22 protein-coding genes and 1 pseudogene are annotated in these 26974 nt (G+C 72.1%); 9 read left to right on the top strand and 14 right to left on the bottom strand.

Annotation, left to right across the window (positions count from 1 at the left end):
- Window positions 1-77: 77 nt before the first annotated feature.
- The 10 genes from ACFFRH_RS16695 to ACFFRH_RS16650 all read right to left on the bottom strand — a co-directional run bounded on the left by ACFFRH_RS16695 (window position 78) and on the right by ACFFRH_RS16650 (window position 10345).
- Window positions 78-803, bottom strand: a complete 726-nt coding sequence (locus tag ACFFRH_RS16695; protein WP_344747072.1) for an ABC transporter ATP-binding protein — start codon at window positions 801-803, stop codon at window positions 78-80.
- Window positions 796-1743 (bottom strand): ABC transporter ATP-binding protein, encoded by a 948-nt coding sequence (locus tag ACFFRH_RS16690; protein WP_344747073.1) that lies wholly within the window; start codon window positions 1741-1743, stop codon window positions 796-798. The genes ACFFRH_RS16695 and ACFFRH_RS16690 overlap by 8 nt, the downstream gene beginning before the upstream one ends.
- Complete coding sequence (locus tag ACFFRH_RS16685; RefSeq protein WP_386157456.1) at window positions 1740-2765, bottom strand: branched-chain amino acid ABC transporter permease; 1026 nt, start codon at window positions 2763-2765, stop codon at window positions 1740-1742. The genes ACFFRH_RS16690 and ACFFRH_RS16685 overlap by 4 nt, the downstream gene beginning before the upstream one ends.
- A complete protein-coding gene (locus tag ACFFRH_RS16680) occupies window positions 2762-3655 on the bottom strand; it encodes a branched-chain amino acid ABC transporter permease (RefSeq protein WP_386157454.1) in 894 nt (297 codons plus the stop codon). The genes ACFFRH_RS16685 and ACFFRH_RS16680 overlap by 4 nt, the downstream gene beginning before the upstream one ends.
- Window positions 3652-4827 carry a branched-chain amino acid ABC transporter substrate-binding protein gene (locus ACFFRH_RS16675; RefSeq protein WP_386157451.1) on the bottom strand — a complete coding sequence of 392 codons (1176 nt, stop codon included), beginning with the start codon at window positions 4825-4827 and terminating at the stop codon, window positions 3652-3654. Before ACFFRH_RS16675 ends, ACFFRH_RS16680 begins: the two co-directional genes overlap by 4 nt.
- Before the next feature lie 406 nt (window positions 4828-5233).
- Window positions 5234-6235 carry a proline racemase family protein gene (locus ACFFRH_RS16670; protein WP_386157448.1) on the bottom strand — a complete coding sequence of 334 codons (1002 nt, stop codon included), beginning with the start codon at window positions 6233-6235 and terminating at the stop codon, window positions 5234-5236.
- Between the two features lie 29 nt (window positions 6236-6264).
- Window positions 6265-7158: a dihydrodipicolinate synthase family protein gene (locus tag ACFFRH_RS16665; RefSeq protein WP_386157446.1), complete on the bottom strand. Its 894-nt coding sequence runs from the start codon at window positions 7156-7158 to the stop codon at window positions 6265-6267.
- 5 nt (window positions 7159-7163) lie between these two features.
- Entirely contained in the window at window positions 7164-8768 is a 1605-nt protein-coding gene (locus ACFFRH_RS16660) for an FAD-dependent oxidoreductase (protein WP_386157443.1), read from the bottom strand.
- Between the two features lie 7 nt (window positions 8769-8775).
- Entirely contained in the window at window positions 8776-9117 is a 342-nt protein-coding gene (locus tag ACFFRH_RS16655; protein ID WP_386157440.1) for a (2Fe-2S)-binding protein, read from the bottom strand.
- Between the two features lie 67 nt (window positions 9118-9184).
- On the bottom strand, window positions 9185-10345 hold the full coding sequence (locus tag ACFFRH_RS16650) for an NAD(P)/FAD-dependent oxidoreductase (RefSeq protein ID WP_386157437.1): 1161 nt from the start codon (window positions 10343-10345) through the stop codon (window positions 9185-9187).
- A gap of 222 nt (window positions 10346-10567) precedes the next feature.
- Between ACFFRH_RS16650 and ACFFRH_RS16645 the strand changes: the two genes are divergently transcribed.
- Both ACFFRH_RS16645 and ACFFRH_RS16640 read left to right on the top strand, forming a co-directional pair.
- Complete coding sequence (locus tag ACFFRH_RS16645) at window positions 10568-11581, top strand: COX15/CtaA family protein (RefSeq protein ID WP_386157434.1); 1014 nt, start codon at window positions 10568-10570, stop codon at window positions 11579-11581.
- A gap of 146 nt (window positions 11582-11727) precedes the next feature.
- On the top strand, window positions 11728-12408 hold the full coding sequence (locus ACFFRH_RS16640; protein ID WP_386157432.1) for a SanA/YdcF family protein: 681 nt from the start codon (window positions 11728-11730) through the stop codon (window positions 12406-12408).
- Between the two features lie 45 nt (window positions 12409-12453).
- On the opposite strand, the gene ACFFRH_RS16635 is transcribed toward ACFFRH_RS16640, so the two are convergent.
- The gene (locus tag ACFFRH_RS16635) at window positions 12454-13701 is read right to left on the bottom strand and encodes a PrsW family intramembrane metalloprotease (RefSeq protein WP_386157429.1); all 1248 of its coding nucleotides are present in this window, start codon (window positions 13699-13701) and stop codon (window positions 12454-12456) included.
- Between the two features lie 426 nt (window positions 13702-14127).
- Entirely contained in the window at window positions 14128-15081 is a 954-nt protein-coding gene (locus ACFFRH_RS16630) for a heme o synthase (RefSeq protein WP_344749545.1), read from the bottom strand.
- 318 nt (window positions 15082-15399) lie between these two features.
- Between ACFFRH_RS16630 and tkt the strand changes: the two genes are divergently transcribed.
- From tkt to pgl, 6 genes are read left to right on the top strand one after another with little or no spacing between them, the layout of a single operon-like run.
- On the top strand, window positions 15400-17496 hold the full coding sequence (tkt, locus tag ACFFRH_RS16625) for a transketolase (protein ID WP_344749547.1): 2097 nt from the start codon (window positions 15400-15402) through the stop codon (window positions 17494-17496).
- Window positions 17497-17498: 2 nt separating this feature from the next.
- The gene (tal, locus tag ACFFRH_RS16620) at window positions 17499-18599 is read left to right on the top strand and encodes a transaldolase (RefSeq protein ID WP_344749549.1); all 1101 of its coding nucleotides are present in this window, start codon (window positions 17499-17501) and stop codon (window positions 18597-18599) included.
- A 7-nt stretch (window positions 18600-18606) separates the two neighbouring features.
- Window positions 18607-20235 (top strand): phosphoglucose isomerase-related protein, encoded by a 1629-nt coding sequence (locus ACFFRH_RS16615; protein ID WP_344749550.1) that lies wholly within the window; start codon window positions 18607-18609, stop codon window positions 20233-20235.
- A gap of 19 nt (window positions 20236-20254) precedes the next feature.
- Window positions 20255-21976 carry a glucose-6-phosphate dehydrogenase gene (gene zwf / locus ACFFRH_RS16610; RefSeq protein ID WP_386157426.1) on the top strand — a complete coding sequence of 574 codons (1722 nt, stop codon included), beginning with the start codon at window positions 20255-20257 and terminating at the stop codon, window positions 21974-21976.
- The gene (locus ACFFRH_RS16605; protein ID WP_344749552.1) at window positions 21977-22888 is read left to right on the top strand and encodes a glucose-6-phosphate dehydrogenase assembly protein OpcA; all 912 of its coding nucleotides are present in this window, start codon (window positions 21977-21979) and stop codon (window positions 22886-22888) included.
- 57 nt (window positions 22889-22945) lie between these two features.
- Window positions 22946-23719: a 6-phosphogluconolactonase gene (pgl, locus tag ACFFRH_RS16600; RefSeq protein ID WP_344749553.1), complete on the top strand. Its 774-nt coding sequence runs from the start codon at window positions 22946-22948 to the stop codon at window positions 23717-23719.
- 32 nt (window positions 23720-23751) lie between these two features.
- On the opposite strand, the gene add is transcribed toward pgl, so the two are convergent.
- Window positions 23752-24786, bottom strand: coding sequence for an adenosine deaminase (gene add, locus ACFFRH_RS16595; RefSeq protein WP_344749554.1), 1035 nt, complete (start codon window positions 24784-24786; stop codon window positions 23752-23754).
- A 179-nt stretch (window positions 24787-24965) separates the two neighbouring features.
- Here add and ACFFRH_RS16590 point away from each other — a divergent pair.
- Window positions 24966-25409 (top strand): annotated as a pseudogene (locus ACFFRH_RS16590) (Clp protease N-terminal domain-containing protein); the annotation flags it as partial.
- Window positions 25410-25771: 362 nt separating this feature from the next.
- Here ACFFRH_RS16590 and ACFFRH_RS16585 read toward each other — a convergent pair.
- Window positions 25772-26803: a GNAT family N-acetyltransferase gene (locus ACFFRH_RS16585; RefSeq protein WP_344749555.1), complete on the bottom strand. Its 1032-nt coding sequence runs from the start codon at window positions 26801-26803 to the stop codon at window positions 25772-25774.
- Window positions 26804-26974 lie beyond the last annotated feature (171 nt).

Genomic DNA, 26974 nt, shown 5'->3' with positions numbered 1-26974 from the left:
CCTCCCAGGCCATGCGCTCGCCTCCGAACACCCGGGGGCCGATCCCGGGGGTACGGCACCGGTGGCGGGTCCGCCGGTCATCCCCGCTCGCCCTCCCGGACCCCGCCGAGGTAGGCCTCGACCACCCGGGAGTCCCGGCGGAGCTCGGCCGCGGGCCCGTCGAGGACGCACTCGCCGTTCTCGATCACGTAGCCGCGGTGCGCGATCGCCAGGGCGGCCACGGCGTTCTGCTCGACGAGCAGGACCGAGGTGCCCTGGGCGTTGATCCCCGCGATGAGCTCCATGACCGAGGCGACCACGAGGGGCGCGAGACCCATGGACGGCTCGTCGAGCAGCAGCAGCCGGGGCCCGGTGACCAGCGCCCTGCCGATGGCGAGCATCTGCTGCTCGCCGCCCGACAGCGTGCCGCCCTGCTGGGCGCGCCGCTCCGCCAGGCGGGGCAGCAGCTCGTAGACGCGCTCGATCCGCGTGCGGATCTCCGCCTGGTCGCGGACGAGGTAGCCGCCGAGCTGGAGGTTCTCGTGCACGCTGAGCGTGCTGAAGATCCTGCGGCCCTCCGGGACGTGCACCAGGCCGCGCGCGGTGATCCGGTGCGGCTTCTCCCTGGTGATCGTCTTACCGTCGAAGACCACCTCGCCCCCCGAGGGCCGCAGCAGCCCCGAGACCGCGGACAGCGTGGTGGTCTTGCCCGCGCCGTTGTTGCCGAGCAGGGCGACGATCTCCCCTTCGGCGACGCCGAGCGACAGGCCGCGCAGGGCGTGTACGCCGCCGTAGTGGACGTCCAGCCCGTCGATCTCAAGCATCGGCGTCTCCCCCGGCCGCGCTGTCCTTCCCCGCGGTCTCTCTTTGCTCGTTCTCTCTTCCGGCGGTCTCTCTTCCGGCGCCTTCGTCCTCCCCCTCGTCGTCCTCTCCGGCACCGTCCTTCCTCGCCGTCGCGGACCCGTCCTTCCCGTCGCTTTCGTCGGTTTCGTCCCTCATGGCGGTGGGATCGCCGCCGAGGTAGGCCTCGATGACGGCCGGGTCGCGCCGGACGTCCTCGGGGCGGCCGTCGGCGATCTCCCTGCCGAAGTTGAGCACGACCACGCGGTCGGAGACCTCCATGACCAGGCCCATGTCGTGCTCGATGAGCACGATGGCCACCCCCAGCGCCTGGATGCGCCGGATCAGGTCGAGCATCTCGGCCTTCTCGCCGTGGTTGAGCCCGGCCGCGGGCTCGTCCAGCAGCAGCAGGTCGGGGCGGCGGGCCAGGGCACGGGCGATCTCCGTGCGGCGCTGCTCGCCGTACGGAAGGTGGCGGGCCTGCCCGTACCGGTCGCCGCGCAGGCCGACGAAGTCCAGCCAGTGGTGGGCCTGCTCGGTGCACTCGCGTTCGGAGCGCCGGTAGCGCGGGGTGTGCAGCAGTGCGTCCAGGACGCTCTGGCGCAGCCACAGGTGCGATCCGGCGCGCACGTTGTCCAGGACCGACAGCTCGCCGAACAGGCGCAGGTTCTGGAAGGTCCGCGCGACCCCCAGGCCCGCGACGGCCGAGGGCCGCATCCCCGGCAGGTCCCTGCCGCGCAGGGTGATCCGGCCGGAGGTCGGCCGGTAGAAGCCGGTGACGCAGTTGAAGGCCGACGTCTTGCCCGCCCCGTTGGGCCCGATCACGGAGACGATCTCCGCCTCGTCCACCGAGAACGACAGGCCGTCGATGGCCACCAGCCCGCCGAAGGTCAGGCGCAGGTCGGCCACGCTCAGCAGGCTCACGGGACCTCCCTGGAACGAGCCGGCCAGATCCCCTGCGGTCGCAGGAGCATGAAGACGATGAGCAGCACGCCGAACAGGAAGAACCGGTAGTCGGCGAGGTCGCGCAGGATCTCCGGCAGGATGCTGATCACGACGGCGCCGACGACGACGCCGGGCACCGAGCCCATGCCGCCGAGGACGACGGCCATGAGCACCAGCGCCGACGACAGGAAGGTGAAGCTGCCCGGCGAGATGGCCGACAGCTGCGCGGCGAACAGCACCCCGGCCAGGCCGCCCCAGACCGCCCCGGCGATGTAGGCGGCGAGCTTGACCCGGTAGGTGTGCACGCCCATCGCCTCGGCGGCGTCCTCGTCCTCCCGGACGAAGCGCCAGGCCCGGCCCAGGCGGGAGCGGCCCAGCCGCGCCGCGCCGAGGACGGCCAGCGAGACGACGGCCACGGTGACGTAGTAGAAGGCCGCGGGATGCTCGACCAGGTGCGGGATGCCGTAGATGCCGGAGGGGCCGCCGGTGACGTCCAGGTTGTTGGCGGTGATCCGGATGATCTCCCCGAAGCCGAGGGTCACGATGGCGAGGTAGTCGCTGCGCAGGCGCAGGGTGGGGGCGCCGATGACGATCCCGGCGACGACCGTGACCACGAGCACGGCGGGCACCGTGGCGAGCAGCGGCAGGTCGAAGCGGGTGGCCAGCACCCCGCTGGTGTAGGCGCCGACCGCGAAGAAGGCGACGTAGCCCAGGTCGAGCAGGCCGCAGTAGCCGACCACGATGTTCAGCCCGGCGGCGAGCATCACGGCGATGGCCGCGCTGGTCATGACCGACAGCGCGTACGGCGTGGCGTTGACGAAGGGGGCGAGCAGCGCGATCAGCAGCCCGGCGATCCCGGCCCACCGGTTCTGCAGCAGCTTCGACGCCCGGCTGGGGGGCCTGTCGGTGCCGCGGCGGCGGACCTTGGTCCCGGCGGCTTCGGAAGGGCCGGTGACTCCGGAAGACCCGGTGGCTCCGGAGGGCTCGGCGGTCTCGTTCACACCCGCTCCGTGACGCGCTCGCCGAGCAGGCCGGTGGGCCGCACCGTCAGGAACAGGATCAGCACCCCGAAGGCGAACACGTCGCGCCACTCACCGCCCAGCCAGAACGTGCCGAACGACTCCAGCAGCCCGAGCAGCAGGCCGCCGAGCATCGTGCCGGGGATGTTGCCGATGCCACCGATGACGGCCGCCGTGAAGGCCTTGAGCCCGATCAGGAAGCCCATCATGAAGTCGATCTTCCCGTAGTAGGCCCCGGCCATCACGCCCGCGGCGCCCGCCAGCGCCGAGCCGATGAAGAAGGTCCGGGAGATCACCGCGTTGACGTCGATGCCCATCAGCGCGCTGGTGCGCGGGTCCAGCGCGATGGCCCGCATCGCCCGGCCCTCGCGGGTGCGGGTGACCAGCAGGTTGAGCCCGGCCATGAGGAGCACCGCCACGCCGACCAGGACGACCTGCTGCACGGTGAGCCGGGCCCCGAGGATCTCCAGCGAGGTGCCGCCCAGCCGCACCGGGTAGACCCGCGGGTCGGCCCCGGCCACCGCGCGCATCCCGTACTCCAGGGCGAAGGAGGCCCCGACCGCGGTGATCAGCAGGGACAGCCTCGGGGCGCGGCGGAGCGGGCGGTAGGCGATCCGCTCCAGCGCCACCCCGGCCAGGCCGGTGACGGCCATCGTCGCCAGGAGCACCGCGAGCAGCAGCGGCAGGGCCATCGCGGAGGACACGCCGCCGACCGCGCCGAGGATGGCGAAGCCGGCGAACGCGCCCAGCATGTACAGGTCACCGTGGGCGAAGTTGAGCAGCTTGATGATCCCGTAGACCATGCTGTAGCCCAGGGCCACCAGAGCGTAGAACGAGCCGACGAACAATCCGTTCCAGACGAGCTGCGTCACCGGAGGGCGTCCTGCAGGGCGAACTTGTCGCCCTTGACGACGAGGATCTGGAAGCCGCCGTTGGCCAGGGTGTGCTCGGGGGTGAACTTCAGCGGCCCGGAGAACATCGAGAAGCCGTCGATCGCCTCAAGTGCCGCGATGACCTTGTCACCGTCGGTGGCGCCCGCCTTGGTGACCGCCTCGGCGGCGAGCCGCACCGCGTCGTAGGCCTGGTTGGAGTAGGGGCCGGGCTCCGCGGCGTACTTCTTCTTGTACGCCTCGATCCAGCCCTCGGCGCCCTCAAGGGTGTCGGGCGTCTGGGTCATCGTGGCGTAGAGGCCCTCGGCGGCCTCGTCCCCGGCGATCTCGATCAGCTTGGGGGAGACCGAGCCGTCGCCGACCATGATGGAGCCCTTGTATCCGGCCTGCCGGAGCTGGCGCGCGATCAGGCCGCCCTCCTGGAAGTAGCCGGTCCAGTAGACGAAGTCGGGCTTCTTGGCCAGCACGTTGGTGATGTTGGCGCTGTAGTCGCTCTCCTTCGGGGTGACCGCCTCGGTGATCACGGCCTCGGCCCCGTCGGGGGCCTCCAGGAGGGCCTGGGTGCGCAGCGCGATGTCCTTGGAGTAGCTGGTGTTGTCGTGCATCAGCGCGACGCTCTTGGACTCCTGCTTGGCGATCCACTTCTCCGCGGCCGCGGCCTGCTGGGAGCCCGTGCCGTTGATCAGGAAGACGTGCTTGAGCTTCTGGTCGACCAGTTCCTGGGAGTTGGCGGCCGGGATGATCATCGGGATTCCGGCCTTGCCGAAGATCGGCAGGGTGGGTAGCGTCGCACCGGAGCAGTAGCCGCCCACGGAGATGTCGACCCCCTCCGTGACCAGCTTGTTGGCGCCCGCCGCCGCGGACTGGGCGTCGCAGGCGTCGTCGGCGGTCCTCAGCTCCAGCTTGCGGCCGAGCACACCGCCCTTGGCGTTGATCTCGTCGATCGCGAGCTGCGCCGCGTTGCTCATGTAGGGACCGATGGCGGCCTCGCTGCCCGATTGCGGGATCAGCATGCCGAGGACGATCGGCTCGTCCTTCGCCGCGGCCGTCTGGCCTCCGCCGCCGCCGTCACCCAGCAGTCCCTGGCCACATCCGGTGACCAGGAGACCGAGAACGGCCAGCGAGGTGAAGCACTTCAGGGGGGTGGCACGCATGTGCGGCTCCTCACGTCCGATGATGTGTGATATTGCACGTGCAATGCACATGCGCGTCAAGGGCCGAAACAAGACCGTTAGCGTTAAGACGCCGTATTTCCCCCAAGGCGCGATCCGCGGTGAACCTCCCGGGGAGGGCGGCGTGTTCCCAGCTCGGGAGGGTACGGGCGGCGCCGGGAGCGGTCTCCCGCGACGGTTCGCCGGGGTGAGGGCTCGGAGGAAGTCCGGAGTGGGAGCTCCGGGGGGATGCCGGAGTGGGGCTCCGGGGGGAGGCCGGGATGGGGCCCGTGGGGGGTTACGGTCGTGCGGTCCTCACGGGAAACGGTCCTGTCCGGCCGCAAGCCGGATGATCAGGGGATCCCGGATGACCGGAGGATCCTTCCCGAATGACCAGATGACCGGAGGATCAGAGGAGGAACCCTCCGGGGAACGGGTCGCGGGGGTCGAGGAAGTACTGGGCGGTGCCGGTGACCCACGCCCGCCCGGTGATGGCCGGAACCACCGCGGGCAGGCCCGCCACCTCCGTCTCCTCCGTGAGCCTCCCGACGAAGCGGGTACCGATGAACGACTCGTTCACGAAGGCGGTGTCCAGCGGCAGCTCCCCCCTGGCGTGCAGCTGGGCCATCCGGGCGCTGGTACCGGTGCCGCACGGCGAGCGGTCGAACCAGCCGGGATGGATCGCCATCGCGTGCCGCGAGTGCCGGGCGTCGGAGCCGGGCGCGGTGAACTGCACGTGGTGGCAGCCCCGGATGCCGGGGTCCAGCGGATGGACCGGCTCGGCCTGCTCGTTGATCGCCCCCATGATCGCCAGGCCGGCGTCGAGGATCGCCTGCTTGTGCGACCGCTCGAACGGCAGGCCCACCGACTCGACGGGCAGGATCGCGTAGTAGTTGCCGCCGTAGGCGAGGTCGTAGACGACCTCTCCGACGCCGGGCACCTTGACGACGCGGTCCAGCCCCGCGCTGAAGGAGGGCACGTTGGTGATGGTCACCTCCGTGGCGGCGCCGTCCTCGACCCGGACCTCGGCGACGACCAGGCCCGCGGGGGTGTCCAGCCGGATGGTGGTGACCGGCTCGGCGACCTCCACCATCCCGGTCTCGACGAGGACCGTGGCGACGCCGATGGTGCCGTGCCCGCACATGGGCAGGCAGCCGGAGACCTCGATGTAGAGCACGCCGTAGTCGGCGTCGGGCCGGGTGGGCGGTTGCAGGATGGCCCCGCTCATCGCCGAGTGGCCGCGCGGCTCGTACATGAGCAGGGTGCGGACGTGGTCCATCTCGGCCAGGAAGTGCTCGCGCCGCTCGGCCATGGTCGAGCCCGGGATGACCCCCACTCCCCCGGTGATCACCCGGGTGGGCATGCCCTCGGTGTGGGAGTCCACCGCGTGGAAGACCCTCTTCGTTCTCATCCGACTCTCCTCACAGGTACGGGGTGGGTCTACCGCAGGCCCTCGGCCAGGGCCTTCTCCGTCGCGGCACGTACGGCGGCCTCCTGCTCGGGGCCGAGACCGAGTCTGGGCGGGCGGCACGGGCCGCCGTTTCGCCCGGCCAGGTCCATGGAGAGCTTGATGGCCTGGACGAACACCGGCCTGGAGTCCCAGCGAAGCAGCGGGTGCAGCGCGCGGTAGAGCGGCAGCGCGGTGGCCGTGTCCCCCGCGGCGGCCGCGCGGTACAGGGCCACGGTCGACTCGGGCAGCGCGTTGGGGAATCCGGCCACCCAGCCGACCGCCCCGGCGGTGACCAGCTCCAGCAGCACGTCGTCGGCCCCGGCCAGCACGTCCAGCCCGGGGGCGAGCTCGGCGATCTCGTAGACGCGGCGGACGTCCCCGCTGAACTCCTTGACCCCGACGATCAGCCCCTCGGCGTGGAGGGTGGCCAGCAGCCGGGGGGTGAGGTCCACCCGGGTGTCGAAGGGGTTGTTGTAGGCCACCACCGGCAGACCGGCCCTGGCCACCTCCCGGTAGTGCTCCACCACGGTCCTGTCGTCGGCGCGGTAGGCGTTCGGCGGGAGCAGCATCACCACGCGGCACCCGGCCTCGGCGGCCTGCTCGGCCCAGCGCCGGGCCTCCAGGGCGCCGTAGGCGGCGACCCCCGGCATGACGCGGTCACCGCCGACGGCCGCGACCGCGGTCTCCACGACCGAGGCCCGCTCCTCGGGGGTCAGCGTCTGGTACTCGCCCAGCGACCCGTTCGGCACGACGCCGTCGCACCCGGAGGCGACCAGCCACCGGCAGTGCTCGGCGTAGCCGTCCAGGTCGACGGAGAGGTCCGCGCCCAGGGGCAGCGCGGTGGCCACGGTCACACCGTGCCAGGGCTTCGCGGGGGTCGTCATGGTTCTCATCCTTCCGAGGGGGTTTCCAGCCGGTATGGGGCCGGGTCCAAGTCCGGGCCCGGGTTCAAGTCCGGGTCCGGGTTCGAGTCCGGGTCCGGGTTCGAGTCCGGGGAAGCTCCCGCACGGTCCCGGCGCGAAGTCCCCGGCCGATCCGCTTCCGGATCCGGGGCCGGGCCCCGGTCCGAGTCCGAAACCGGGGCCGGGCCCGGGTCCGGAAGCGGGTCCGGGAGGGCCTCCGGCCGTTCCGTGGAGGACCGTGCTCCCGCGGCGAGGTCCCCGAGCCTGACGGGCTGGGCGATCGGGCGCCGGGGCGGCGCGGGGTCCTCATCGGCGAGGCACGCGACCGCGTAGCCGCACATCCTGCCCTGGCACCACCCCATCCCCGGGCGGGCCAGCAGCTTGACGGAACGCGCGTCGACGGCCCCCATGGCCTGGGCCTCCCGTACGGCCGACAGGGGCACCTCCTCGCAGCGGCAGACGAGCGTGTCGTCGCGCAGCCACTCCCGCCAGCCGGGCCGTACAGGGTAGGCCTCCTGCAGGGCGCGGGCGAAGGCCGCGAGCCTGTCCCTGCGGCGGGACAGGGCCGGGTCGGGCGGCACGGGGCGGCCCAGGTCGGCGGCGGCGGACCGGCCCGCGACGCGCCCCTCCACCTCGGCGAGCGCCGCCCCGCCGACGCCGGTGGACTCCCCCGCCGCGTAGACGCCGGGCACGCTGGTGCGCATGCCCGCGTCCACCGCGACGACCGGGCTGCCGTCGGGGTCGCGGCCGGTGTCACAGTCCAGCTGGACCGGCAGGTCGAGCTGGGGGACGAAGCCGTAGCCGAAGGCGAGGGTGTCGCACTCGACGGTCCTCGTCGAGACCGGCCGCCAGTCGCGGTCCAGGCTCGCCACGGTGACGTGGGTCAGCGCGGTGTCGCCGTGCGCGGCGATCACCGCCTCGCGGCGGCGGTACGGGATCCGGTGGCGGGCCAGGCGCGCTCCGTACCCGAGGGCCTCCCCGGCCCGTCCCATGGCGAGCAGCGGGTGCCTGGCGAGCCCGAACCCGCCACCGGCCTCGTGCACCCCGAGCACCCGGGCCCCCGCGTCCGCCAGGCCCGCGGCGACGGGGAGCAGGAACGGGCCGGTACCGGCCACCACGATCCTGCTCCCCGCGAGGACGAGGTCGCCCTTGAGCAGCGCCTGCGCGCCGCCCGCGGTGAGCACCCCCGGCAGGTCCCAGCCGGGGAACGGCAGCGGCCGGTCGTGCGCGCCGGTGGCGATCAGCAGCCCGCGCGCGGCCACCGTGCGGGGCCGCTCCAGGCGATCTCCCTCCAGGCACCGTACGGTGATCACCCCGTCCGCGCGCCCGACCGCCCAGACCCGGTGGCGCAGGAGCACCTCGGCGCGCTCGCGGAGCGTCTCCCACTGGCGGGTGAACCTGTCCAGCCCGTGGTGGAGCGCGCCGGGCCGCGCGGCGCGGAAACCCTCGGCGGGGTGCCGGAAGTACTGGCCGCCCGGCCTGGCGGCCCCGTCGATCAGCACGACGTCCAGCCCGGACAGGGCCGCGGTGAGCGCGCCCGCGACCCCCGCGGGGCCCGCGCCGACGACGGCGAGGTCGTGGATCCGCGTCATCGGCCGCTCACCTCTCCCCCTCGTCCCCCTCGTCGCCGGAAGTGTCACCGGTGGTCACCAGGTCTCCCGGGAGGGCCTCGGTCAGGCAGGCGCGCAGGGACGGGGTCCCGTTCACCGTGACCAGGCAGTCGAAACAGACCCCGATGCCGCAGAACAGCCCGCGAGGGCGCCCGCCGAACCTGGTGGTGCGCCAGGAACGGACGCCCGCGCCGTGCATGGCGGCGCCGACGGTCTGGCCGGGGACCACCGGGACGGGCGTGCCGTCCACGCTGATCTCGAACCCCGGCTCGGGCCGCGCCCTCACCAGGCGGTACGGATCTCTCGCCGGATCTCTCATCGGGTCTCGCATCGGGCACCTCCGCGGGAAAATCGGGCACCTCCGCGGGAAAGACCACGACCGCGGCCGCGTGAGGAGGTCACGACGCCTCCTCCGCGAAGCGGTCCGGGCGGAAGGGGGTGAGGTCCAGGCCGGGACGGAGACCCGCCAGGAGCTGGGCGATCAGGTGGCCGGTGGCCGGGGCGAGGCCGATGCCCGCCCCCTCGTGGCCGCAGGCGTGGTAGAGCCCGGGCGCCCGGGGGTCCTCCCCGATCACCGGGAGGTGGTCCGGGCAGTAGGGACGGAAACCGCAGTAGGCGCGGATCGCCCGGTACGCCGCCAGGGCGGGGAACAGCTCCACCGCCTGGCGGGCGAGACGTTCGAGCACCGGGACGGAGACCGTGCGGTCGAAGCCGACCCGCTCGCGGCTGGCGCCGATGAGCACCGGCCCCGCCGGGGTGCTCTCCACGACGGCGGACGTCTCCAGTCCCTCCGAGTCGCTGGCCACCGCGGTGACGTAGGCGGCGGTGTATACCTTGTGCCTGATGAGCGGCCCGGCGAGGGGCTCGGTGACCAGGATGAAGCCGCGCCTGGGCAGGATCGGGACGCGCACTCCGGCCAGCGCGGCGATCTCGCCGCCCCAGGTGCCCGCGGCGTTGACGACGGCTCCGGCGAGGATGTCGCCGTGGTCGGTGGTGACGCCGGTGACCCGGGCGCCGTCACGCACGAAGCCGGTCACCGTGACGCCGGTCCGCAGCATCAGGGCACCGTGGCCGAACCGCTCGGCGCCCCCGCGGATGAGCCCGGCCGCCGCCAGCATGGGCTGGACCTGGGCGTCCTGCGGGTAGAACACGCCTCCGGCGAGCCCTTTCGCCAGGTGGGGCTCGTAGTCGCCGAGCTCCCCCGGGGCGACGGCGACATGCTCGACGCCCTGCTTGGCCGCCAGGCCGGTGAGCGCCGCCAGGACCTCGTCCGTCTCGGCGACCACCAGGCCGCCCTTGGCCTCGAACTCGAACCCGCCGGCACCACCGGCACCGCCTGTCCCGGCCAGGTCTCGCCAGAGCCGGTTGGAGAGCAGCGCCAGGTCGAGTTCGGGGCCCGGCTCCTTGTCGGAGACCAGGATGTTGCCCTCACCCGCGCCCGTCGTACCGCCCGCCACCGCGCCCCGGTCGACGACCACCACGTCCAGCCCCGCGCGGGCGGCGTAGTAGGCGCAGGCGGCACCGACGACCCCGGCGCCGACGACCACGACGTCCGGCATGTTCCACCTCGCTCCCGCGCCTCAGGCTCGCCAGTACTATGTCACATACCTTCGAGCGGATCAATGCACCAAAACGGACATCTCACACGTGCCGTCGGCTCACGCGCACCCCTACCCACCGGCCCGTACGGCACGCCGTCCCCCGGAGGGCGGCCCGCACCGGCGGGCCGGTACCCGGGGTCCGAGGCGGGACCGCGCACCTCGCCGCCTAGCATGTGAGCCGTGAACCACCTCCTTGACCGGACCCGCCGGCATGCCGTGAAGTCGGCGCGGATCGTGGGGCCGCCGACCCTCCTCACGCTGCGCCGCTGGGCGCTGGCGGCGGTCGTCGTCAACATCGGGATCACGGTCACGGGCGCCGCGGTACGGGTCAGCGGCTCGGGCCTGGGCTGCCCCACCTGGCCCCGGTGCACGCCGGAGAGCTTCACCCCGGTGGCCCACGCCGAGATCTCGCCGCTGAACATGGCGATCGAGTTCGGCAACCGGATGCTCACCTTCCTTGTGCTGGCCGTCGGCGTGGCCTGCCTGGTCGCCGCCCTGCGGCTCTCGTCCCGCCGCCCCGACCTGGTCAAACTGGCCTGGCTGCAGCCGATCGGCGTGGCCTTCCAGGGACTCTGGGGCGGCCTGGTCGTGCGCAGCGCGCTCAACCCGGTGACCGTGAGCGTGCACTTCCTGGTCTCCGTCGGCATGATCGCCGCGGCGTACGCCCTGTACGCCCGCGCCGCCCGGGGGGAGGGCGAGGGCGTGCCACGGCAGCCGGTCCACCCGGTCCGTCCGGGTCACCGCCACGTCCGCACGCTCGCCTTCGCGCTCGTCGCCGCCGTGTTCGTCCTGCTCGTCGTGGGCGTGGTGGTGACCGGCACCGGGCCGCACTCCGGGGACGAGATGGCCACCCGCTTCGGCTTCGACATCGAGACCGTGGCGAGGATCCACGCCGACGTCGCCTACGTGGTCGTCGGCCTCACCTTCGCGCTGGCGTTCGCGCTGCACATCACCGACGCGCCCGGACACGCCCGGCGGGCCGCGTGGACGTTGCTGGCCGTGGAGGCGGCGCAGGGGGTCGTCGGATACGTCCAGTACTTCCTGGGCGTCCCCGCGGCCCTGGTCAACCTGCACGTGCTCGGCGCGACCCTGGTCTGGCTCTGCGCGCTGCGGGTGCTGTTCGCGACCGGCCCGCACGGGCCACGGGAGGTCCCGGAGACGGTCACCGGCGAACGCGACGCCGTCCGCGTCTAGATCATCCCCACCTGGACGCCGCCCGCGTCCGGAAGCCGTTTCACGCCGTCCATCCCGGGTCCGGACGCCGCCCGCCCCGCCTCCGGAAGCCCGTTCGCACGCCGTCCGCGCTCGACGCGGTCCCGGTGCGCCGGGACAATGATCGGATGTCGTTGTCACGCACGATCACGCGGCGCTGCTACCAGGGTGTCGTGCTGCTGAGCGTCCTGGCCCTCGCCCCGATCACCTGGGCCTGGCTGTCCAGCTCCGGCCACCGCGCGGTCGCCGACTCCTCCCCCGGCTGGGTGGCCGGGGTTCCCGAGGCCCCGGTGGCGCTGGTGCTGGGGGCGGGCGTCGTCGGGGGCGTCCCCTCCCCCATGCTGGCCAGGCGGCTGGACATCTCCGCGCAGCTCTACCGGGCGGGCCGGGTCGAGGCGCTCCTGCTCTCCGGCGACAACAGCCGCAGGGAGTACGACGAGCCGACCGTGATGCGCGACTACCTGCTGGCGCGCGGCGTGCCGGCCGGGGCGCTGGTCCTGGACTACGCGGGCTTCGACACCTGGGACTCGTGCGTGCGGGCCCGTAACGTGTTCGGCGCCACCAAGGTCACCGTGGTCACCCAGGTGTTCCACCTGCCCAGGGCGGTCACCCTGTGCCGCGAGGCGGGCCTCGACACCTTCGGCGTGGGCGACGACTCCTCCAAGCGGTGGGTGTCCACCTACGGCCTCGCCGCCCGTGAGTTCCTCGCCTCGGCGAAGGGGCTCGTCGACTCCGTGCTCCTCGGCTCCTCGCCCGTCTTCCCCGGACCCCGCGAGACCACCCTGGAGACCGCGCTCAGGCGGGGGTGACCCCGGCGCGTCTCGCGGCCGGCCACGGCCGACGGCGGGGCCGTCTCACCGGCGGAACGACCCGCCCTGCGGCGGATGGCCGGGGCCACCCTGCGGGTAGGGGCCGCCGGGAGCGCCGGGAGCGCCGGGAGCGCCGGGAGCATGGCCCGTGGGGGCGTTTCCCGCCACGGACGGCGCGGGGAAGCGGGCGCGGGCACCGGCCATGCACTCCAGCAGCGCCCGCTGCTCCTCGTTGAACGTGCGCTCGTCGATCACGTGGCCCCTGGCCCGCTCGTGGAGCAGGCCGAGCTCGGTGGCCGCGAGCTGGTAGTCGCTCATCGCCCGCAGGGCCGTCCTGCCCCCGTGGTTCCTCGCCCACTGCCGGGCCTGGCGGCGGCCGGGCAGGGAGGAGAGCATCGCGACGTCGCCCGAGGACACCAGCCCCGTCGCCCAGTAGGCGGGCAGGTAGGTCTGGATGAGCGCGATGATGCGCTTGCGGTCGCGGAAGATGATCCAGATCAGCACGAACAGCACGGTCATCAGCAGCAGGTAGGCGACGGCGAGGCCGCCGATGCCGACGTAGGTGGCGAAGCCGTTCCAGATGCCGTGCAGCAGCATCGCGCCGACCCACCCCGCGGCGATGACGAAGATCCGCCCCGGCCCACGGCGCTGCGCCGCGTAGGCCACCGCGACACCGATCATGGAGGTGAACAGCGGGTGCGCGAACGGCGAGAGGATCCCGCGCAGCACGACGGTCACCGCCAGGCCCCGCGCCCCCATCTCGTCGAGCGCGGCCACGTAGTAGCTCACGTTCTCGCTCATGGCGAAGCCGAGGCCGACCATGCTGGCGTAGATGATGCCGTCGGTGGGCCCGTCCAGCTCGGCGCGCTTGAACCTGAGCAGGCCCAGCAGGACCAGGCCCTTCATCGTCTCCTCGACCACCGGGGCGCCGAACGTGGCGGTGAGGTTGCGCGCGTAGTCGTAGCCCAGCTGGACGGTGTTCTCGATGTAGACCAGGTTGAAGGAGTTGACGACCCCGGCGACCAGGACCGCCACGCCCGCGCCCCAGGCGAACGCGAAGAGCAGGTTGCCGCGCGGCTCCGGCTCGATGCGGTCGAGCGCCAGCACCGCGGCGAGCAGCACCGGGACCGGCGCGAGCGCGAGGCCCAGGGCGATGAAGAAGTAGACAGGATCGCCGTTCAGCACGTCGAAGGAGAACGACACCAGGGCGCACAGCCCCGCCAGGACGAGCCCGGCGATCAGCGTGACCGACGGACGGTCCCTGAGCACCCAGCGGGGGTCACGGCCGGCCATGTGGCCACCGTAACCGCTGGTACCCGCCCCACGGCTCGAACCAGGAGATTACCGCCCGAAGGTTGACGGACCCCGCGCCGCCGTCCGACCGCGCCCCGCCAGGAACCGGGCGGGCCAGGCGGACCACCCGGCGGATCCGGCCCGCGCGTCCGGCCGCCGCGCGTCCCGGGACCGTGCCGAGCGCGTGTCCCGGGGCCGTGCCGAGCGATGAGCCGCCCCCGCGGCCGGAACCGGAATCCGGCTCCCAGGGTTTCCCGAAGACCACGAATCACCCTCCCCACGACCAGGCCCGCCCCGGGCCGGTCAAGAAAACATCTTCCCCCGGGAGACGTCTCCCCCGGGCCGGGCGCGCGGAAACGGGCGCACCGCGGGAGAACGTACGTGTGAGATGACTCATACGGGTTTCGGATGGGCGTCAGGCGTACATCAGACGAACATCGAGTCGATCGCGACGGCGAGGAACAGCAGCGCCAGATAGGCGTTCGACCAGTGGAAGAAGCGCATCGGCCGCAGGTCGACCCCGGTCTTGCCCGCGTTGACCCGGCCGAGGAGGCGGTGGACCTCCCACAGGCAGGCGGCGCCCAGGACGGCGGCCACGACGGGGTACAGGAGCGTGGTCCCGGCGATCGGCCACAGCAGCAGCGAGCAGAGCACCGTGGCCCAGGTGTAGACGATGCTCTCCAGCACCACGCGGCGCTCGGTGGCGACCACCGGGAGCATCGGGACCTTCGCCGCCGCGTAGTCCTCCTTGTAGCGCATCGCGAGGGTCCAGGTGTGCGGGGGCGTCCAGAAGAACACCACGCCGAAGAGCACCACGGGGGCCCAGGCGAGGCTGCCGGTGACGCCCGCCCAGCCGATCAGCACCGGCATGCAGCCGGCGATGCCGCCCCACACCACGTTCTGCGAGGTCCGGCGCTTGAGGATCATCGAGTAGACGAGCACGTAGAACAGGTTCGCGCCCAGCGACAGGCCCGCGGCGAGCCAATTCACCGTGAAACCGAGTCCAAGGGTGGAAAGCACGCCGAGGATGATCCCGAAGATCAGCGCGTTCGTCGGCGGCACCAGGTCGCGGGCGAGCGGGCGGCGGCGGGTGCGGCGCATGGCCGCGTCGATGTCACGGTCGATGTAGCAGTTCAGCGCGTTCGCGCTGCCGGCCGACAGGGTACCGAACACCAGCGTGTTGACGGCGATCCACAGCGGCGGCAGGCCCTTGGCCGCCAGGAACATCACCGGCAGCGTCGTGATCAGCAGCAGCTCGATGATCCGCGGCTTCGTGAGGGCGACGTACGCCTTCACGACGTCGCCGAAGGAGCGCGGCGCGGCCTCGGGGACCGGGCCCCCCTCGGTCAGGGCCGTCGATTGCTTGTCGGTGAGCACCATCTAAGGCGCTTCCAGCACGTGCGGGGTCAACGCGTAACCTCTGATTAGAGCGGATCCGTGAATGCGGGCACCAGCCAGCCTTGAGGACTCACTGTAGTTGCAGGGGGGGCCGGTCCCGGCACGGGGTACGGAAGCGGCGCAGGGAACTCCCATCCGGGAGGCGCGCGCCGCCTGCGGATCCCGCGGACCCGCCCCGGGCCGACCTACGCCACGGTAGCCAGGTCGAAACCGTTAGGGTCGGTGTGGGCGGGAAACAGCCAGACCGGCGCCACCATCACACGATTAGATCCGGAGATCGAGCACTTGAGCAGTGAAATCGTGCCAGCCCTCGAATGGACCGACCTGGACCGCCGCGCGGTCGACGTCGTACGGGCCCTGGCCATGGACGCGGTAGAGAAGGCGGGATCGGGCCACCCCGGCACCGCGATGAGCCTGGCGCCGGCCGCGTACCTGCTGTTCCAGCAGGTGATGCGGCATGACCCGTCAGATCCCTCCTGGGCCGGCCGTGACCGGTTCGTCCTTTCCGCGGGTCACAGCAGCCTGACCCTCTACATCCAGCTCTTCCTGTCGGGGTACGGCCTCAGCCTGGAGGACCTCAAGGGGCTGCGCCAGTGGGACAGCCTGACCCCGGCCCACCCCGAGCACGGCCACACCGTGGGCGTCGAGACCACCACCGGCCCGCTCGGCCAGGGGATCGGCAACGCGGTCGGCATGGCGATGGCCGCCCGCCGCGAGCGCGGCCTGTTCGACCCGGACGCCGCGCCGGGCGCGAGCCCGTTCGACCACAACATCTGGTGCGTCGCCTCCGAGGGCGACATCGAGGAGGGCATCAGCCACGAGGTGAGCGCCCTCGCGGCCCACCAGAGGCTGGGCAACCTGACCGTCGTCTTCGACAGCAACCACATCTCGATCGAGGACGACACCCAGATCGCGCTGAGCGAGGACGTCGTCGCGCGCTACGAGGCGTACGGCTGGCACACCCAGACCGTCGACTGGACGCGGACGGGCGACTACGTCGAGGACGTCGAGGCGCTGCACCAGGCCCTGGAGGCCGCCCGCGCCGAGACCGGCAGGCCCTCGTTCATCCGGCTGCGCACGATCATCGGCTGGCCCGCCCCCAACAAGAAGAACACCGGCAAGATCCACGGTTCGGCGCTGGGCGCCGACGAGGTCGCCGCGACCAAGAAGGTCATGGGCTTCGACCCGCAGAAGAGCTTCGACGTCCCCGCCGAGGTCCTGGAGCACTCCCGTGAGGTCGTCAAGCGCGGCCGGGCCGTGCGCGCCGAGTGGGACAAGCTCTACGAGAGCTGGCGCGAGGCCAACCCCGAGCGCGCCGCCGAGTTCGACCGCATCTCCGCGCGAAAGCTCCCGGCGAACTGGACCGAGGCGCTGCCGTCCTTCGAGATCGGCTCCTCCGTCGCCACCCGCAAGGCCTCCGGCGACGTGCTCAGCGCCCTCGCGCCGGTGCTGCCCGAGCTGTGGGGCGGCTCGGCCGACCTGGCCGAGTCCAACAACACCACGATGAAGGGCGAGCCGTCCTTCATCCCCGAGGAGTTCCAGACCAAGGCGTTCCCCGGCGGCCCCTACGGCCGCACGCTGCACTTCGGCATCCGCGAGCACGGCATGGGGGCGATCCTCAACGGCATCGCGCTGCACGGCGGCACCCGCCCCTACGGTGGCACCTTCCTGGTGTTCAGCGACTACATGCGCCCGGCCGTGCGGCTCGCGGCGCTGATGAAGCTGCCGGTCACCTACGTGTGGACGCACGACTCCATCGGCCTGGGCGAGGACGGCCCGACGCACCAGCCCATCGAGCACCTGTGGTCGCTGCGCGCGATCCCCGGTCTCGACGTGGTCCGCCCGGCCGACGCCAACGAGACGGCCGCCGCCTGGCAGGTCGTGCTGGAGCACAACGACCGCCCGGCCGCGCTGGCGCTGACCCGCCAGAACCTGCCGGTCTTCGAGGGCACCGGCGACGCGGAGAAGGTCGCCCGCGGCGGCTACGTCCTGCGGGACGCCTCCGACGGCCAGCCCTCGGTGATCCTGATCGGTACCGGATCCGAGGTCGAGATCGCTCTCGGGGCCCGCGACCTCCTGGAGGCGCAGGGCATCTCCACCCGGGTCGTGTCGATGCCGTGCGTGGAGTGGTTCCAGGCCCAGGACGCCGCCTACCGGCAGACGGTCGTGCCCTCCTCGGTGCGCGCCCGCGTGGCGGTGGAGGCGGGAATCTCGCTGGGCTGGCGGGAGTTCGTGGGAGACGAGGGCGTGGTGGTCGGCCTGGAGCACTTCGGTGCCTCGGCCCCCTACAAGACCCTCTACGAGCAGTTCGGCCTCACCGCCGAGCGCGTGGCCGCCGCCGCCAAGGCGAGCCTCGCCAAGACCGGAGCCGACAAGGGCGAGACGACGGGAAACTGATCATGAGTGAGATCCTGAAGAAGCTCTCCGAGCAGGGCGTCTCCATCTGGCTGGACGACATCAGCCGCGAGCGCCTGCGCACGGGCAACCTGCAGTCCCTGATCGACAACCACGTGGTCGGCGTCACCTCCAACCCGACGATCTTCGCGTCGGCGCTGAGCAAGGGCGACGCCTACGAGGGCCAGCTGCACGACCTGAAGATCCGCGGCGTCGACGTCGAGGAGGCCGTGCGGGCCATCACCACGTACGACATCCGCTGGGCCGCCGACGTGCTGCGACCGGTCTACGACGCCACCGGCCAGGTGGACGGCCGCGTGTCGATCGAGGTCGACCCCCGCCTGTCCAAGGACACCGACAAGACCATCGCCGAGGCGCGCGCGCTGTGGTGGCTGGTCGACCGGCCCAACCTGTTCATCAAGATCCCCGCCACCGTCGAGGGCCTGCCCGCGATCACCCAGGCGATCTCCGAGGGCATCAGCGTCAACGTCACGCTGATCTTCTCCCTGGAGCGCTACCGCGCCGTGATGGACGCCTGGCTGACCGGCCTGGAGAAGGCCAAGGCCAACGGCCTGGACCTGGCGAACATCGAGTCGGTCGCCTCGTTCTTCGTCAGCCGCGTGGACGGCGAGATCGACAAGCGCCTCGACAAGATCGGCACCCCCGAGGCCCTCGCGCTGAGGGGCAAGGCCGCGGTCGCCAACGCCCGCCTCGCCTTCGCCGCCTTCGAGGAGGTCGTCGAGTCCTCGCGCTGGCAGGCGCTGGCCGCGGCCGGCGCCCGGCCGCAGCGCCCGCTGTGGGCCTCCACCGGCACGAAGAACCCCGACTACCCCGACACCCTCTACGTCGACCAGCTGGTCACCTCCGGCACGGTCAACACGATGCCGGAGAAGACCCTGCAGGCCACGGCCGACCACGGGAACATCACCGGTGACACGGTCCGCTCCTCCTACGAGGAGGCCTGGAACACCATGGCCGCGCTCAAGGAGGCCGACATCGACTACGACGACGTCGTGAGCTTCCTCGAAAGGGACGGCCTGGACAAGTTCGAGGCCTCCTGGAAAGAGCTGCTGGAGACCGTCTCCTCCGAGCTGAAGAAGGCGTGAGGAACACATGTCAGTGTCCGTAACGTTCGGCGACGACGACCTCACCGAGCAGGCCGGGGAGACCGCCGGGCAGCTCGCCTCGGAGGGGGTCCCCCAGGCCCTGGCCTCCGGCGACGCCACGCTGTGGGGCACGGAGGCCCAGGCCGAGGCGGCCGTCCGGCTCGGCTGGCTCAACCTCCCGCTGACGAGCAGGCAGCTGCTCCCCGAGATCGGCGCGCTGGTGGAGCGGGCCCGCGCCGAGGGCCTGGACCACGTGGTCCTGGCGGGCATGGGCGGCTCCTCCCTCGCCCCCGAGGTGATCACCGCCTCCGCCGACGTGCCCCTGACCGTGCTCGACACCACCGACCCCGGCCAGGTGCGCCGCGCGCTGGAGGACCGGCTGGAGAGCACGATCCTGGTCGTCGCCAGCAAGAGCGGCGGCACGGTCGAGACCGACAGCCACCGGCGGATCTACGAGAAGGCCTTCCGCGACGCCGGGATCGACCCGGCGAGCAGGATCGTCGTCGTCACCGACCCCGGCTCGCCCCTGGAGCTGAGCGCCCGCGAGGCGGGCTACCAGGTGATCCTGGCCGACCCGAACGTGGGCGGCCGCTACAGCGCCCTGACGGCGTTCGGCCTGGTGCCCAGCGCGCTGGCGGGCGCCGACGTCGAGCGGCTGCTCGACGACGCGGCCGAGGTGCTGCCGCTGCTGTCGCGGACCGAGGGCAACCCCGGTCTCGACCTCGGCGCCGCCCTGGGCGCCGCCGCGGCGTCCGGGCGCGACAAGCTCGTGATCGAGGACAGCCTGTCGGAGATCAACGGCCTGCCCGACTGGATCGAGCAGCTGGTCGCCGAGTCCACCGGCAAGTCCGGCAAGGGCATCCTGCCCGTCGTGGGCGCCGACCCCGGTGACGCCGACGACGAGCTGCTCGCCGGGATCGACACCGACGCCACCGTCACCGTCGTCGGCCCGCTGGGCGCGCAGTTCCTCGTCTGGGAGTACGCCACGGCCGTCGCCGGCCGCGTCCTCGGCATCGACCCGTTCAACCAGCCGAACGTGGCCGAGTCCAAGGAGAACACCGCCAAGCTGCTCGACCAGGCCGAGCTGCCGGTCGGCACGCCGCTCCTGGTCGACGGCCCGGTGGAGGTGTACGGCGAGTTCCCCGGCTCCGAGGACGTCAAGGACCTGTCGGACGTGCTCACCCGGCTGCTGGAGTCGATCCCCGAGCGCGGTTACCTCGCGGTGATGGCCTATCTCGACCGTGAGGCGGCCTTCGACGCGCCTTACCCCGAGGGCGCCTCGTTCGAGGAGATGACGGACGTGTGGAGCGGGGCCGACCCGGCCACGCTGCGCGGGATGCTCGCGATCCGCACCGAGCGCCCGGTCACCTTCGGCTGGGGCCCCCGCTTCCTGCACTCCACCGGCCAGTACCACAAGGGCGGCCCGCAGAACGGGGTCTTCCTGCAGATCACCGGCGCCGTCGAGAACGACGTCGAGGTCCCCGGCAAGCCCTACACCCTGGGCCGTCTCCAGCTCGCCCAGGCTCTGGGCGACCAGGGCGCGCTGGCCAGCCGCGGGCGTCCCACCGTACGGCTGCACCTGACCGACCGCGCGGCGGGGGTCGCGCGCCTGCTCGCCGCCGCACGGGAGGTCTGATGGGCCGCTGGAGGTTCATATGAGCAAGGAGAGCTCACCGACGAGCGCGGCGGGCGCGGGGAAGACCGCGCCGGCCGAGGAGAGCGTCTCGGCGCCCGCCGCCGAGGGGGCTACGGCCCCCTCGGCGGCGGGCGCGCCCGGGAAGGCGACGCCCACGGTCGTCAGGCCCACGGCCACCACGGCCACCGCCGCCGCGACCGTCGGCATCACCGAGGCGCTGATCGACGCCAACCCGCTGCGCGACCCGCGCGACAAGCGCCTGCCGCGCGTGGCGGGGCCGTGCGTGCTGGTGCTGTTCGGCGTCACCGGCGACCTGGCGCGCAAGAAGCTGCTGCCGGCGATCTACGACCTGGCGAACCGCGGGCTGCTGCCCCCGGGCTTCTCCCTGGTCGGTTTCGCCCGCCGCGACTGGAGGGACCAGGACTTCGCGCAGCTGGCCCACGACGCCGTCAAGGAGCACGCGCGGACGCCGTTCCGCGAGGAGGTCTGGAAGCAGCTGTCTGAGGGCATCTTCTTCTGCCGGGGCGAGTTCACCGACGACGGCGCGTTCGACGCGCTGGCGATGATGCTCAAGGAGATCGACCAGACCCGGGGCACCGGCGGCAACTACGGCTTCTACCTGTCGGTGCCGCCGAAGTTCTTCCCGGTCGTGGTCCAGCAGCTGAAGCGGACCGGCCTGGCCGACGGTCCTCCCGGGTCCTGGCGCCGGGTGGTGATCGAGAAGCCCTTCGGGCACGACCTGCGGAGCGCCCAGGAGCTCAACGCGATCACCAGCGCGGTCTTCCCGGAGAGCTCGGTGTTCCGCATCGACCACTACCTGGGCAAGGAGACGGTCCAGAACATCCTGGCGCTGCGCTTCGCCAACAACCTGTTCGAGCCGATCTGGAACCGCAGTTACGTCGACCACGTGCAGATCACGATGGCCGAGGACATCGGCATCGGCGGCCGGGCGGGTTACTACGACGGCATCGGCGCGGCCCGCGACGTGATCCAGAACCACCTGCTGCAGTTGCTCGCCCTCGTCGGCATGGAGGATCCGACGTCGTTCGGGGCCGACTCGCTGCGCAGGGAGAAGGAGAAGGTCCTCAAGGCGCTGCGGCTGCCGTCGGACCTGTCGCTGGCCACCGCGCGGGGCCGCTACGGGTCCGGCTGGCAGGGCGGCGAGCCGGTCATCGGCTACACCCAGGAGGAGGGCATCCCGCCCGACTCGATCACCGAGACGTACGCCGCCATCAAGGTGGAGATCGCCAACCGGCGCTGGGCCGGGGTGCCGTTCTACCTGCGCACCGGCAAGCGGCTCGGCCGCCGGGTCACCGAGGTGGCCGTGGTGTTCCAGCGGGCGCCGCACCTGCCGTTCAGCAAGGACGACACCGAGATCCTGGGGCAGAACGCCCTGGTCATCCGGGTTCAGCCGGACGAGGGCATCACGGTGCGGTTCGGCTCCAAGGTGCCCGGCACCGCGATGGAGGTGCGGGACGTCTCGATGGACTTCGCCTACGGCGAGTCGTTCATGGAGTCCTCTCCCGAGGCCTACGAGCGGCTGCTGCTGGACGTGCTGATCGGCGACCCGCCGCTCTTCCCGCACCAGCGCGAGGTCGAGCTGTCATGGATGATCCTCGACCCGATCGAGGAGTTCTGGAGCACCCAGGGCCCGCCGGAGGAGTATCCCGCGGGCACGTGGGGACCGGCCTCGGCCGACGAGATGATGGCCCGCGACGGGCGCGCGTGGAGGCGGCTGTAGATGACCAGTTTCATGCTCAGCGGCACGAACGCCTCGAAGATCTCCTCGCAGCTCACCCACCTGCGCCACCAGATGGGCACCCCGGCGGTCGGCATGGTGCTGACCCTGGTGGTGGTCTGCGGCGAGAGCGACCAGTACGACGCGGTCCGGGCGGCGACCGAGGCGGCCAGGGAGCACCCCTCCCGGATCCTCGTCGTCATCCCCCGCGACTCGGAGGAGCCGAACCGGCTCGACGCCGAGATCCGGTTCGGCGAGTCGACCCCGGGCGAGGTGATCCTGCTGCGCCTGTACGGGGAGCTGACCAGGCACGCCGACTCGGTGGTCAGCCCGCTGCTGCTCACCGACACCCCGGTGGTGGCCTGGTGGCCCAGCGACTGTCCCGAGGTCCCGTCCAAGGACCCGATCGGCATGCTGGCCCAGCGCCGCATCATCGACGCGCGGTCGGCGTCCGACTCGGTCAAGGCGGTCACCGGCCGGGCCCGCGGTTACGTGCCCGGCGACACCGACCTGGCCTGGACCCGGCTGACGACGTGGCGGAGCCTGCTGGCCGCCGCGTTCGACCAGCCGGTGGGCAAGGTCAAGCGGGGCACCGTGGAGGCCGTGTCCGGCCATGCCAGCGCCCTGCTGCTGGCGGCCTGGCTCGGTGACCGCCTCGGCGCCTCCGTGAAGGTCGCCGACTCCCCCGGGCCCGGCCTGACCGCGGTCAAGCTGGTCTCGGCCGAGGGTGACATCACCATCGTCCGGAGCGACGGCCGCATGGCCACGCTGTCGCGTCCAGGCCAGCCGGACCGCAGGGTCGCCCTGACCCGGCGCCCGACGTCGGAGCTGCTCGCCGAGGAGCTGCGGCGGCTGGACCCCGACGAGATCTACGCGGCCGCGATCCAGCGACTCGCCCAGACCAAGAAGTCCTGAGCCGCGCGTGCCCCGCGGCCACGGCCGCGGGGCACCTCCTTCGGAAAGAGAAGTCCCGTGAGCGTTCCCACCGTGATCACCCACCGCGACGCCGACGTGCTCGCCAAGGCCGTCGCCGCCCGGGTGATCGTCCGAGCCGTCGACGCCCAGTCGGCCAAGGGCTCGGCCCACCTGGTCCTGACCGGCGGGACCGTCGGCATCGCCACCCTCGCCGAGATCGCCGCCTCCCCCGCCAGGGACGCCGTCGACTGGCGCAAGGTGGACATCTGGTGGGGCGACGAGCGTTTCCTGCCGAGCGGTGACGCCGAGCGCAACGAGACCGGCGCCCGCAAGGCCCTGCTCGACCACCTCGACCTCGACCCCGAGCGGGTCCACGTGATGCGCGGCCCCGACTCCGGCATGACCGCCGAGGAGTCGGCCGAGGCGTACGCCGAGGAGCTGCGCCGCGCCGCCCGCCCCGAGGACCACGGCCCGGCCCCGTCGTTCGACCTCATGATGCTCGGCATGGGCCCCGACGGCCACATCGCCTCGCTCTTCCCCGGCCTGCCCGCCCTGTACGACACCCGTCCGGTGGTGGCCGTGCACGGCTCGCCCAAGCCCCCGCCCACCCGTATCTCGCTCACGCTTCCGGTCGTCCAGGGCTCCCGCGAGGTGTGGGTGATCGCCGCCGGCGAGGAGAAGGCGGGAGCGGTACGGCTGGCGTTGTCTGACTCGGGGACGATGCAGGTCCCCGCCGCCGGGGCCCGGGGCCGTCAGCGCACCCTCTTCCTGCTGGACAGGGCGGCGGCCTCCAAGATCCCTTCGTCCCTGAGCCGGATCTCCTCCCCCTGAGCCCGCCCCTCGCCATCGCCGTCCGTGGATTGTCAGAGCGTCGCCTCTGAGTGCCGGGCGGCGACGGTGTCGATCTCGTCTCGGATCTCCTTCTTGTCCGCCGGGTCCATGGACGAGGCCTCGACGGCGTTGCGGGCCAGGGTGGTGAGGGTCTCACGGTCCAGGCCCAGCCGGTCGGCGGCGACGTGATACTCGCGGCTCAGGGTGGTGGCGAACATGGGCGGGTCGTCGCTGTTGAGGGTGACGAACAGGCCCTCCTCGATCATGCGGGGCAGGGGGTGCTCCTCGACGCGGGCGACCTGACCGGTGCAGACGTTGGAGGTCGGGCAGACCTCCAACGGGATCTGGGTCTCACGCAGGTGGGCGACGAGACGGGGGTCGTCCATGCAGGAGGTGCCGTGGCCGATCCGCTCGGCGCCCAGGAGGTCGAGGGCCTCCCAGATGGTCTCGGGGCCGGTCATCTCCCCCGCGTGCGGCAGGCTGCGCAGCCCGGCGGCGGTGGCGGCGCGGAAGGCGTCGGCGAAGACGTTGCGATACCTTGGGCGTTCCTGCTCGATTCCGGCCAGCCCGAAACCTACCAACGCCTGGGGAGGTTCCCGCAGCGCGTGGTCCAGGGTGACCCGGGCCGCCTCGACCCCGTACTCGCCGGGGATGTCGAACACGTACGCCATCCGCACCCCGTGCTCCTCACGGGAGCGCCGGGAGGCCAGGTCGAGCGCCTCGGTGACCTCGCGCATCGGCATGCCGACGACGTGGTGGGCGTACGGCGTGACGGTCAGCTCGACGTAGCGGCCGTTCTGCCCGGCTAGGTCGGCCGCCAGGCCGAGCACCAGGGTCGCCACGTCCTCCGGCTCGCGGACCAGGGCGTTGACCGCCTGGTAGATCCGGGCGAAGTGCGGGAAGTCGGTGAACCGGTAGAAGGCGCGCAGCTCCTCCTCGTCCGTGGGCACGCCCCCGTCGGGGTGGCGGCGGGCGAGCTCCAGCACGGTGGGGACCGAGGCGGAGCCGATCAGGTGGACGTGGAGCTCGACCTTGGGCAGGGCGTCGATGAAGGCGTCGGTCGTCATGCCGGGACCCTACGCACGCCACCCCGGAACACGAAAGGCATTTATCGCGAATCTAACTCAAAAATGTAAGCTTTCATCGGCAAGGGGGTGGGAATTGCCCGGGGAGATCTCCTCCCGCTCACCGGCCGCCTGACGCATAGTGGGGGCAGGCACCTCGACACCCCTCACGGAGGCTTCCCGTGTTCGAGCGCTTCACCGACCGTGCCCGCCGTGTCGTGGTCCTGGCACAGGAGGAGGCAAGGCGGCTCAGCCACGATCACATCGGCACCGAGCACATCCTCCTCGGGCTGATCCTCGAGGAGGACGGCGTCGCCGGCCGCGCCCTGCGTGCCTTCGACATCAGCGGCGAGCGCGTCAGGAACGACGTGGAGGAGATCATCGGCAGGGGCGACGAGAGCCCCGGCGGCCACATCCCGTTCACCCAGCGCGCCAAGAAGGTGCTCGAACTGTCCCTGCGCGAGGCGCTCGGCCTGCACCACACCTACATCGGCACCGAGCACATCCTGCTCGGGCTGCTCCGCGAGGGCGAGGGCGTGGCCGCCCAGGTGCTGACGAGGCGGGGAGCGCGCCTCGAGGCCGTACGCGCCCAGGTGATCGCGCTGCTCGGGCGGCGCGGCCCCGAGCGCGCGGTGGCGGCGGAGGAGGGCTTCCACGTCATGGGAGCGGCCTTCTCCGCCAGGCTGGAGCGCATCCAAGAGAGCCTGGACCGGATCGAGCGCAGGCTGGACGCCATCGAGACCTCCCGCGACGCCGCCGACGCCTCACGCGACCACACCGCCGCCCCCCGGAACAGCCAGGACGGCGACGACACCACCGTCGCCCGAGACGGCCAGGACGGCGACGACGGCGCCGCCCCCCGGAAAAACGACGACACGTCCCCGCCCCAGGAGGGGCAGGCCTCCTGAGGCGGGGACGCGGGAGAGATGCGGCCTCCCCGCTTCGGGACCCCTGAGCGATCCCGAAACGGGGAGGCCACGCGATGGGGTCAGCTCGGGGATGCCGTCGCCATCACGCCCACGGCCAGCCTGGCCTCGACCACGCCGGGGTCCTCGGTGTAGCTCAGGGTCGCGCCGAGCGAGATCAGGAGCCTGCGCATGCGGACGTTGTCGGACAGCAGGGTCGCCCTGACCTCGGCGAAGCCCAGGTCGCGGGCCTGGCGGACGAGCATCCCGGCCAGGGCGGTGCCCAGCCCCCTGCCCTGCCAGCGGTCCTCGACCAGGAACGCCATCTCGGCGATGCCGGGATCCGGGGTGAACATCAGGTTGGCGAGACCGACGACCTGGCCGTCGTGCCCGGCGACGATCGACTGGCCGTGGGTGCGGTCGCAGAGCCGGTCGAAGACCTTCGGCGGCAGCACCGGCATCGAGGTGAAGTAGCGGAACCTGCGGGCCTCCGGCGAGCAGCGGTCGTGCAGGTCGCGTACGGCCTCGCGGTAGAGCCGGGTGAGCGGGCGGACCTCGACCTCGACGCCGTCGGAGAGGGTGATCTCGCGGTCGGCCCCGGACTGCTCGACGGGGGGCTGCGCCAGGCGGACGAAGGAGGCCGCGCGGGCGGCCTCGGTGAGGGTGAACGGCAGCTCGGCCCGGCGGACCCTGATCGCGCGACGCGCGGCCACGGGCACGGTCAGCAGGGTCGGGTCCGGAAGGTCGCTCATCTCCGCACCGTAGACCCAGCGGGAGTCGTCGGCGCGCAGCAGCTCTCCCAGCAGCTCCGGCAGGCGCCAGGGCGTCATACGCAGCCGGGAGGCGAGCAGCAGGACGCGGGTGGGCTCGTCGGTCAGCTCGTGGGCGGTGGCGGTGACGACCTGGACCTTGCGACCCCCCGCGGCCTCCAGCGCCTCGCGCACCGCCTCGGCACCGGCGGGGATGTCCGTGACGAACTCGTCGACCGTGCCGTCCACGTCGGTCTGCACGCTCAGACCCAGGATGTTGCCGCCCTTGGCGGCGAGTGCGGCGGCCAGCGAGGCGAGCCGGCCCGGCCGCTCGTCAACGGTCGTACGAATCCTCAGAAACCCCATCAGAATGCTCCCTCTGTTGCGGGATAGCCTTTCCTGACACTGTTACGGGACTGCTACACATGAGTGAGCCCATCGTTACGTCTGGGAAGATCACTCATTACTCGGCAGTACGGCGTTTCTGCAACGGTTTCCGTTGACAGGCACATCAAGTTAGACGGATATAGCAGGATA

This window comes from Streptosporangium vulgare, assembly GCF_042428775.1.
Taxonomy (GTDB): domain Bacteria; phylum Actinomycetota; class Actinomycetes; order Streptosporangiales; family Streptosporangiaceae; genus Streptosporangium; species Streptosporangium vulgare.
Note: the sequence above shows the minus strand (reverse complement) of the source record. Positions and strands in the feature narration are given on the sequence as shown.

Bases quoted from the DNA above. Each gene is read 5' to 3' on its own strand.
- add (WP_344749554.1), bottom strand. From the start codon at position 24,786: ATGACGACCGACGCCTTCATCGACGCCCTGCCCAAGGTCGAGCTCCAC.
- ACFFRH_RS16670 (WP_386157448.1), bottom strand. From the start codon at position 6,235: ATGAGAACGAAGAGGGTCTTCCACGCGGTGGACTCCCACACCGAGGGC.
- ACFFRH_RS16615 (WP_344749550.1), top strand. From the start codon at position 18,607: ATGTCAGTGTCCGTAACGTTCGGCGACGACGACCTCACCGAGCAGGCC.
- tal (WP_344749549.1), top strand. From the start codon at position 17,499: ATGAGTGAGATCCTGAAGAAGCTCTCCGAGCAGGGCGTCTCCATCTGG.
- ACFFRH_RS16655 (WP_386157440.1), bottom strand. From the start codon at position 9,117: ATGCGAGACCCGATGAGAGATCCGGCGAGAGATCCGTACCGCCTGGTG.
- ACFFRH_RS16695 (WP_344747072.1), bottom strand. From the start codon at position 803: ATGCTTGAGATCGACGGGCTGGACGTCCACTACGGCGGCGTACACGCC.
- ACFFRH_RS16605 (WP_344749552.1), top strand. From the start codon at position 21,977: ATGACCAGTTTCATGCTCAGCGGCACGAACGCCTCGAAGATCTCCTCG.
- ACFFRH_RS16585 (WP_344749555.1), bottom strand. From the start codon at position 26,803: ATGGGGTTTCTGAGGATTCGTACGACCGTTGACGAGCGGCCGGGCCGG.
- ACFFRH_RS16630 (WP_344749545.1), bottom strand. From the start codon at position 15,081: ATGGTGCTCACCGACAAGCAATCGACGGCCCTGACCGAGGGGGGCCCG.
- zwf (WP_386157426.1), top strand. From the start codon at position 20,255: ATGAGCAAGGAGAGCTCACCGACGAGCGCGGCGGGCGCGGGGAAGACC.
- ACFFRH_RS16675 (WP_386157451.1), bottom strand. From the start codon at position 4,827: ATGCGTGCCACCCCCCTGAAGTGCTTCACCTCGCTGGCCGTTCTCGGT.
- ACFFRH_RS16660 (WP_386157443.1), bottom strand. From the start codon at position 8,768: ATGACGCGGATCCACGACCTCGCCGTCGTCGGCGCGGGCCCCGCGGGG.
- ACFFRH_RS16665 (WP_386157446.1), bottom strand. From the start codon at position 7,158: ATGACGACCCCCGCGAAGCCCTGGCACGGTGTGACCGTGGCCACCGCG.
- ACFFRH_RS16640 (WP_386157432.1), top strand. From the start codon at position 11,728: ATGTCGTTGTCACGCACGATCACGCGGCGCTGCTACCAGGGTGTCGTG.
- ACFFRH_RS16635 (WP_386157429.1), bottom strand. From the start codon at position 13,701: ATGGCCGGCCGTGACCCCCGCTGGGTGCTCAGGGACCGTCCGTCGGTC.
- ACFFRH_RS16650 (WP_386157437.1), bottom strand. From the start codon at position 10,345: ATGCCGGACGTCGTGGTCGTCGGCGCCGGGGTCGTCGGTGCCGCCTGC.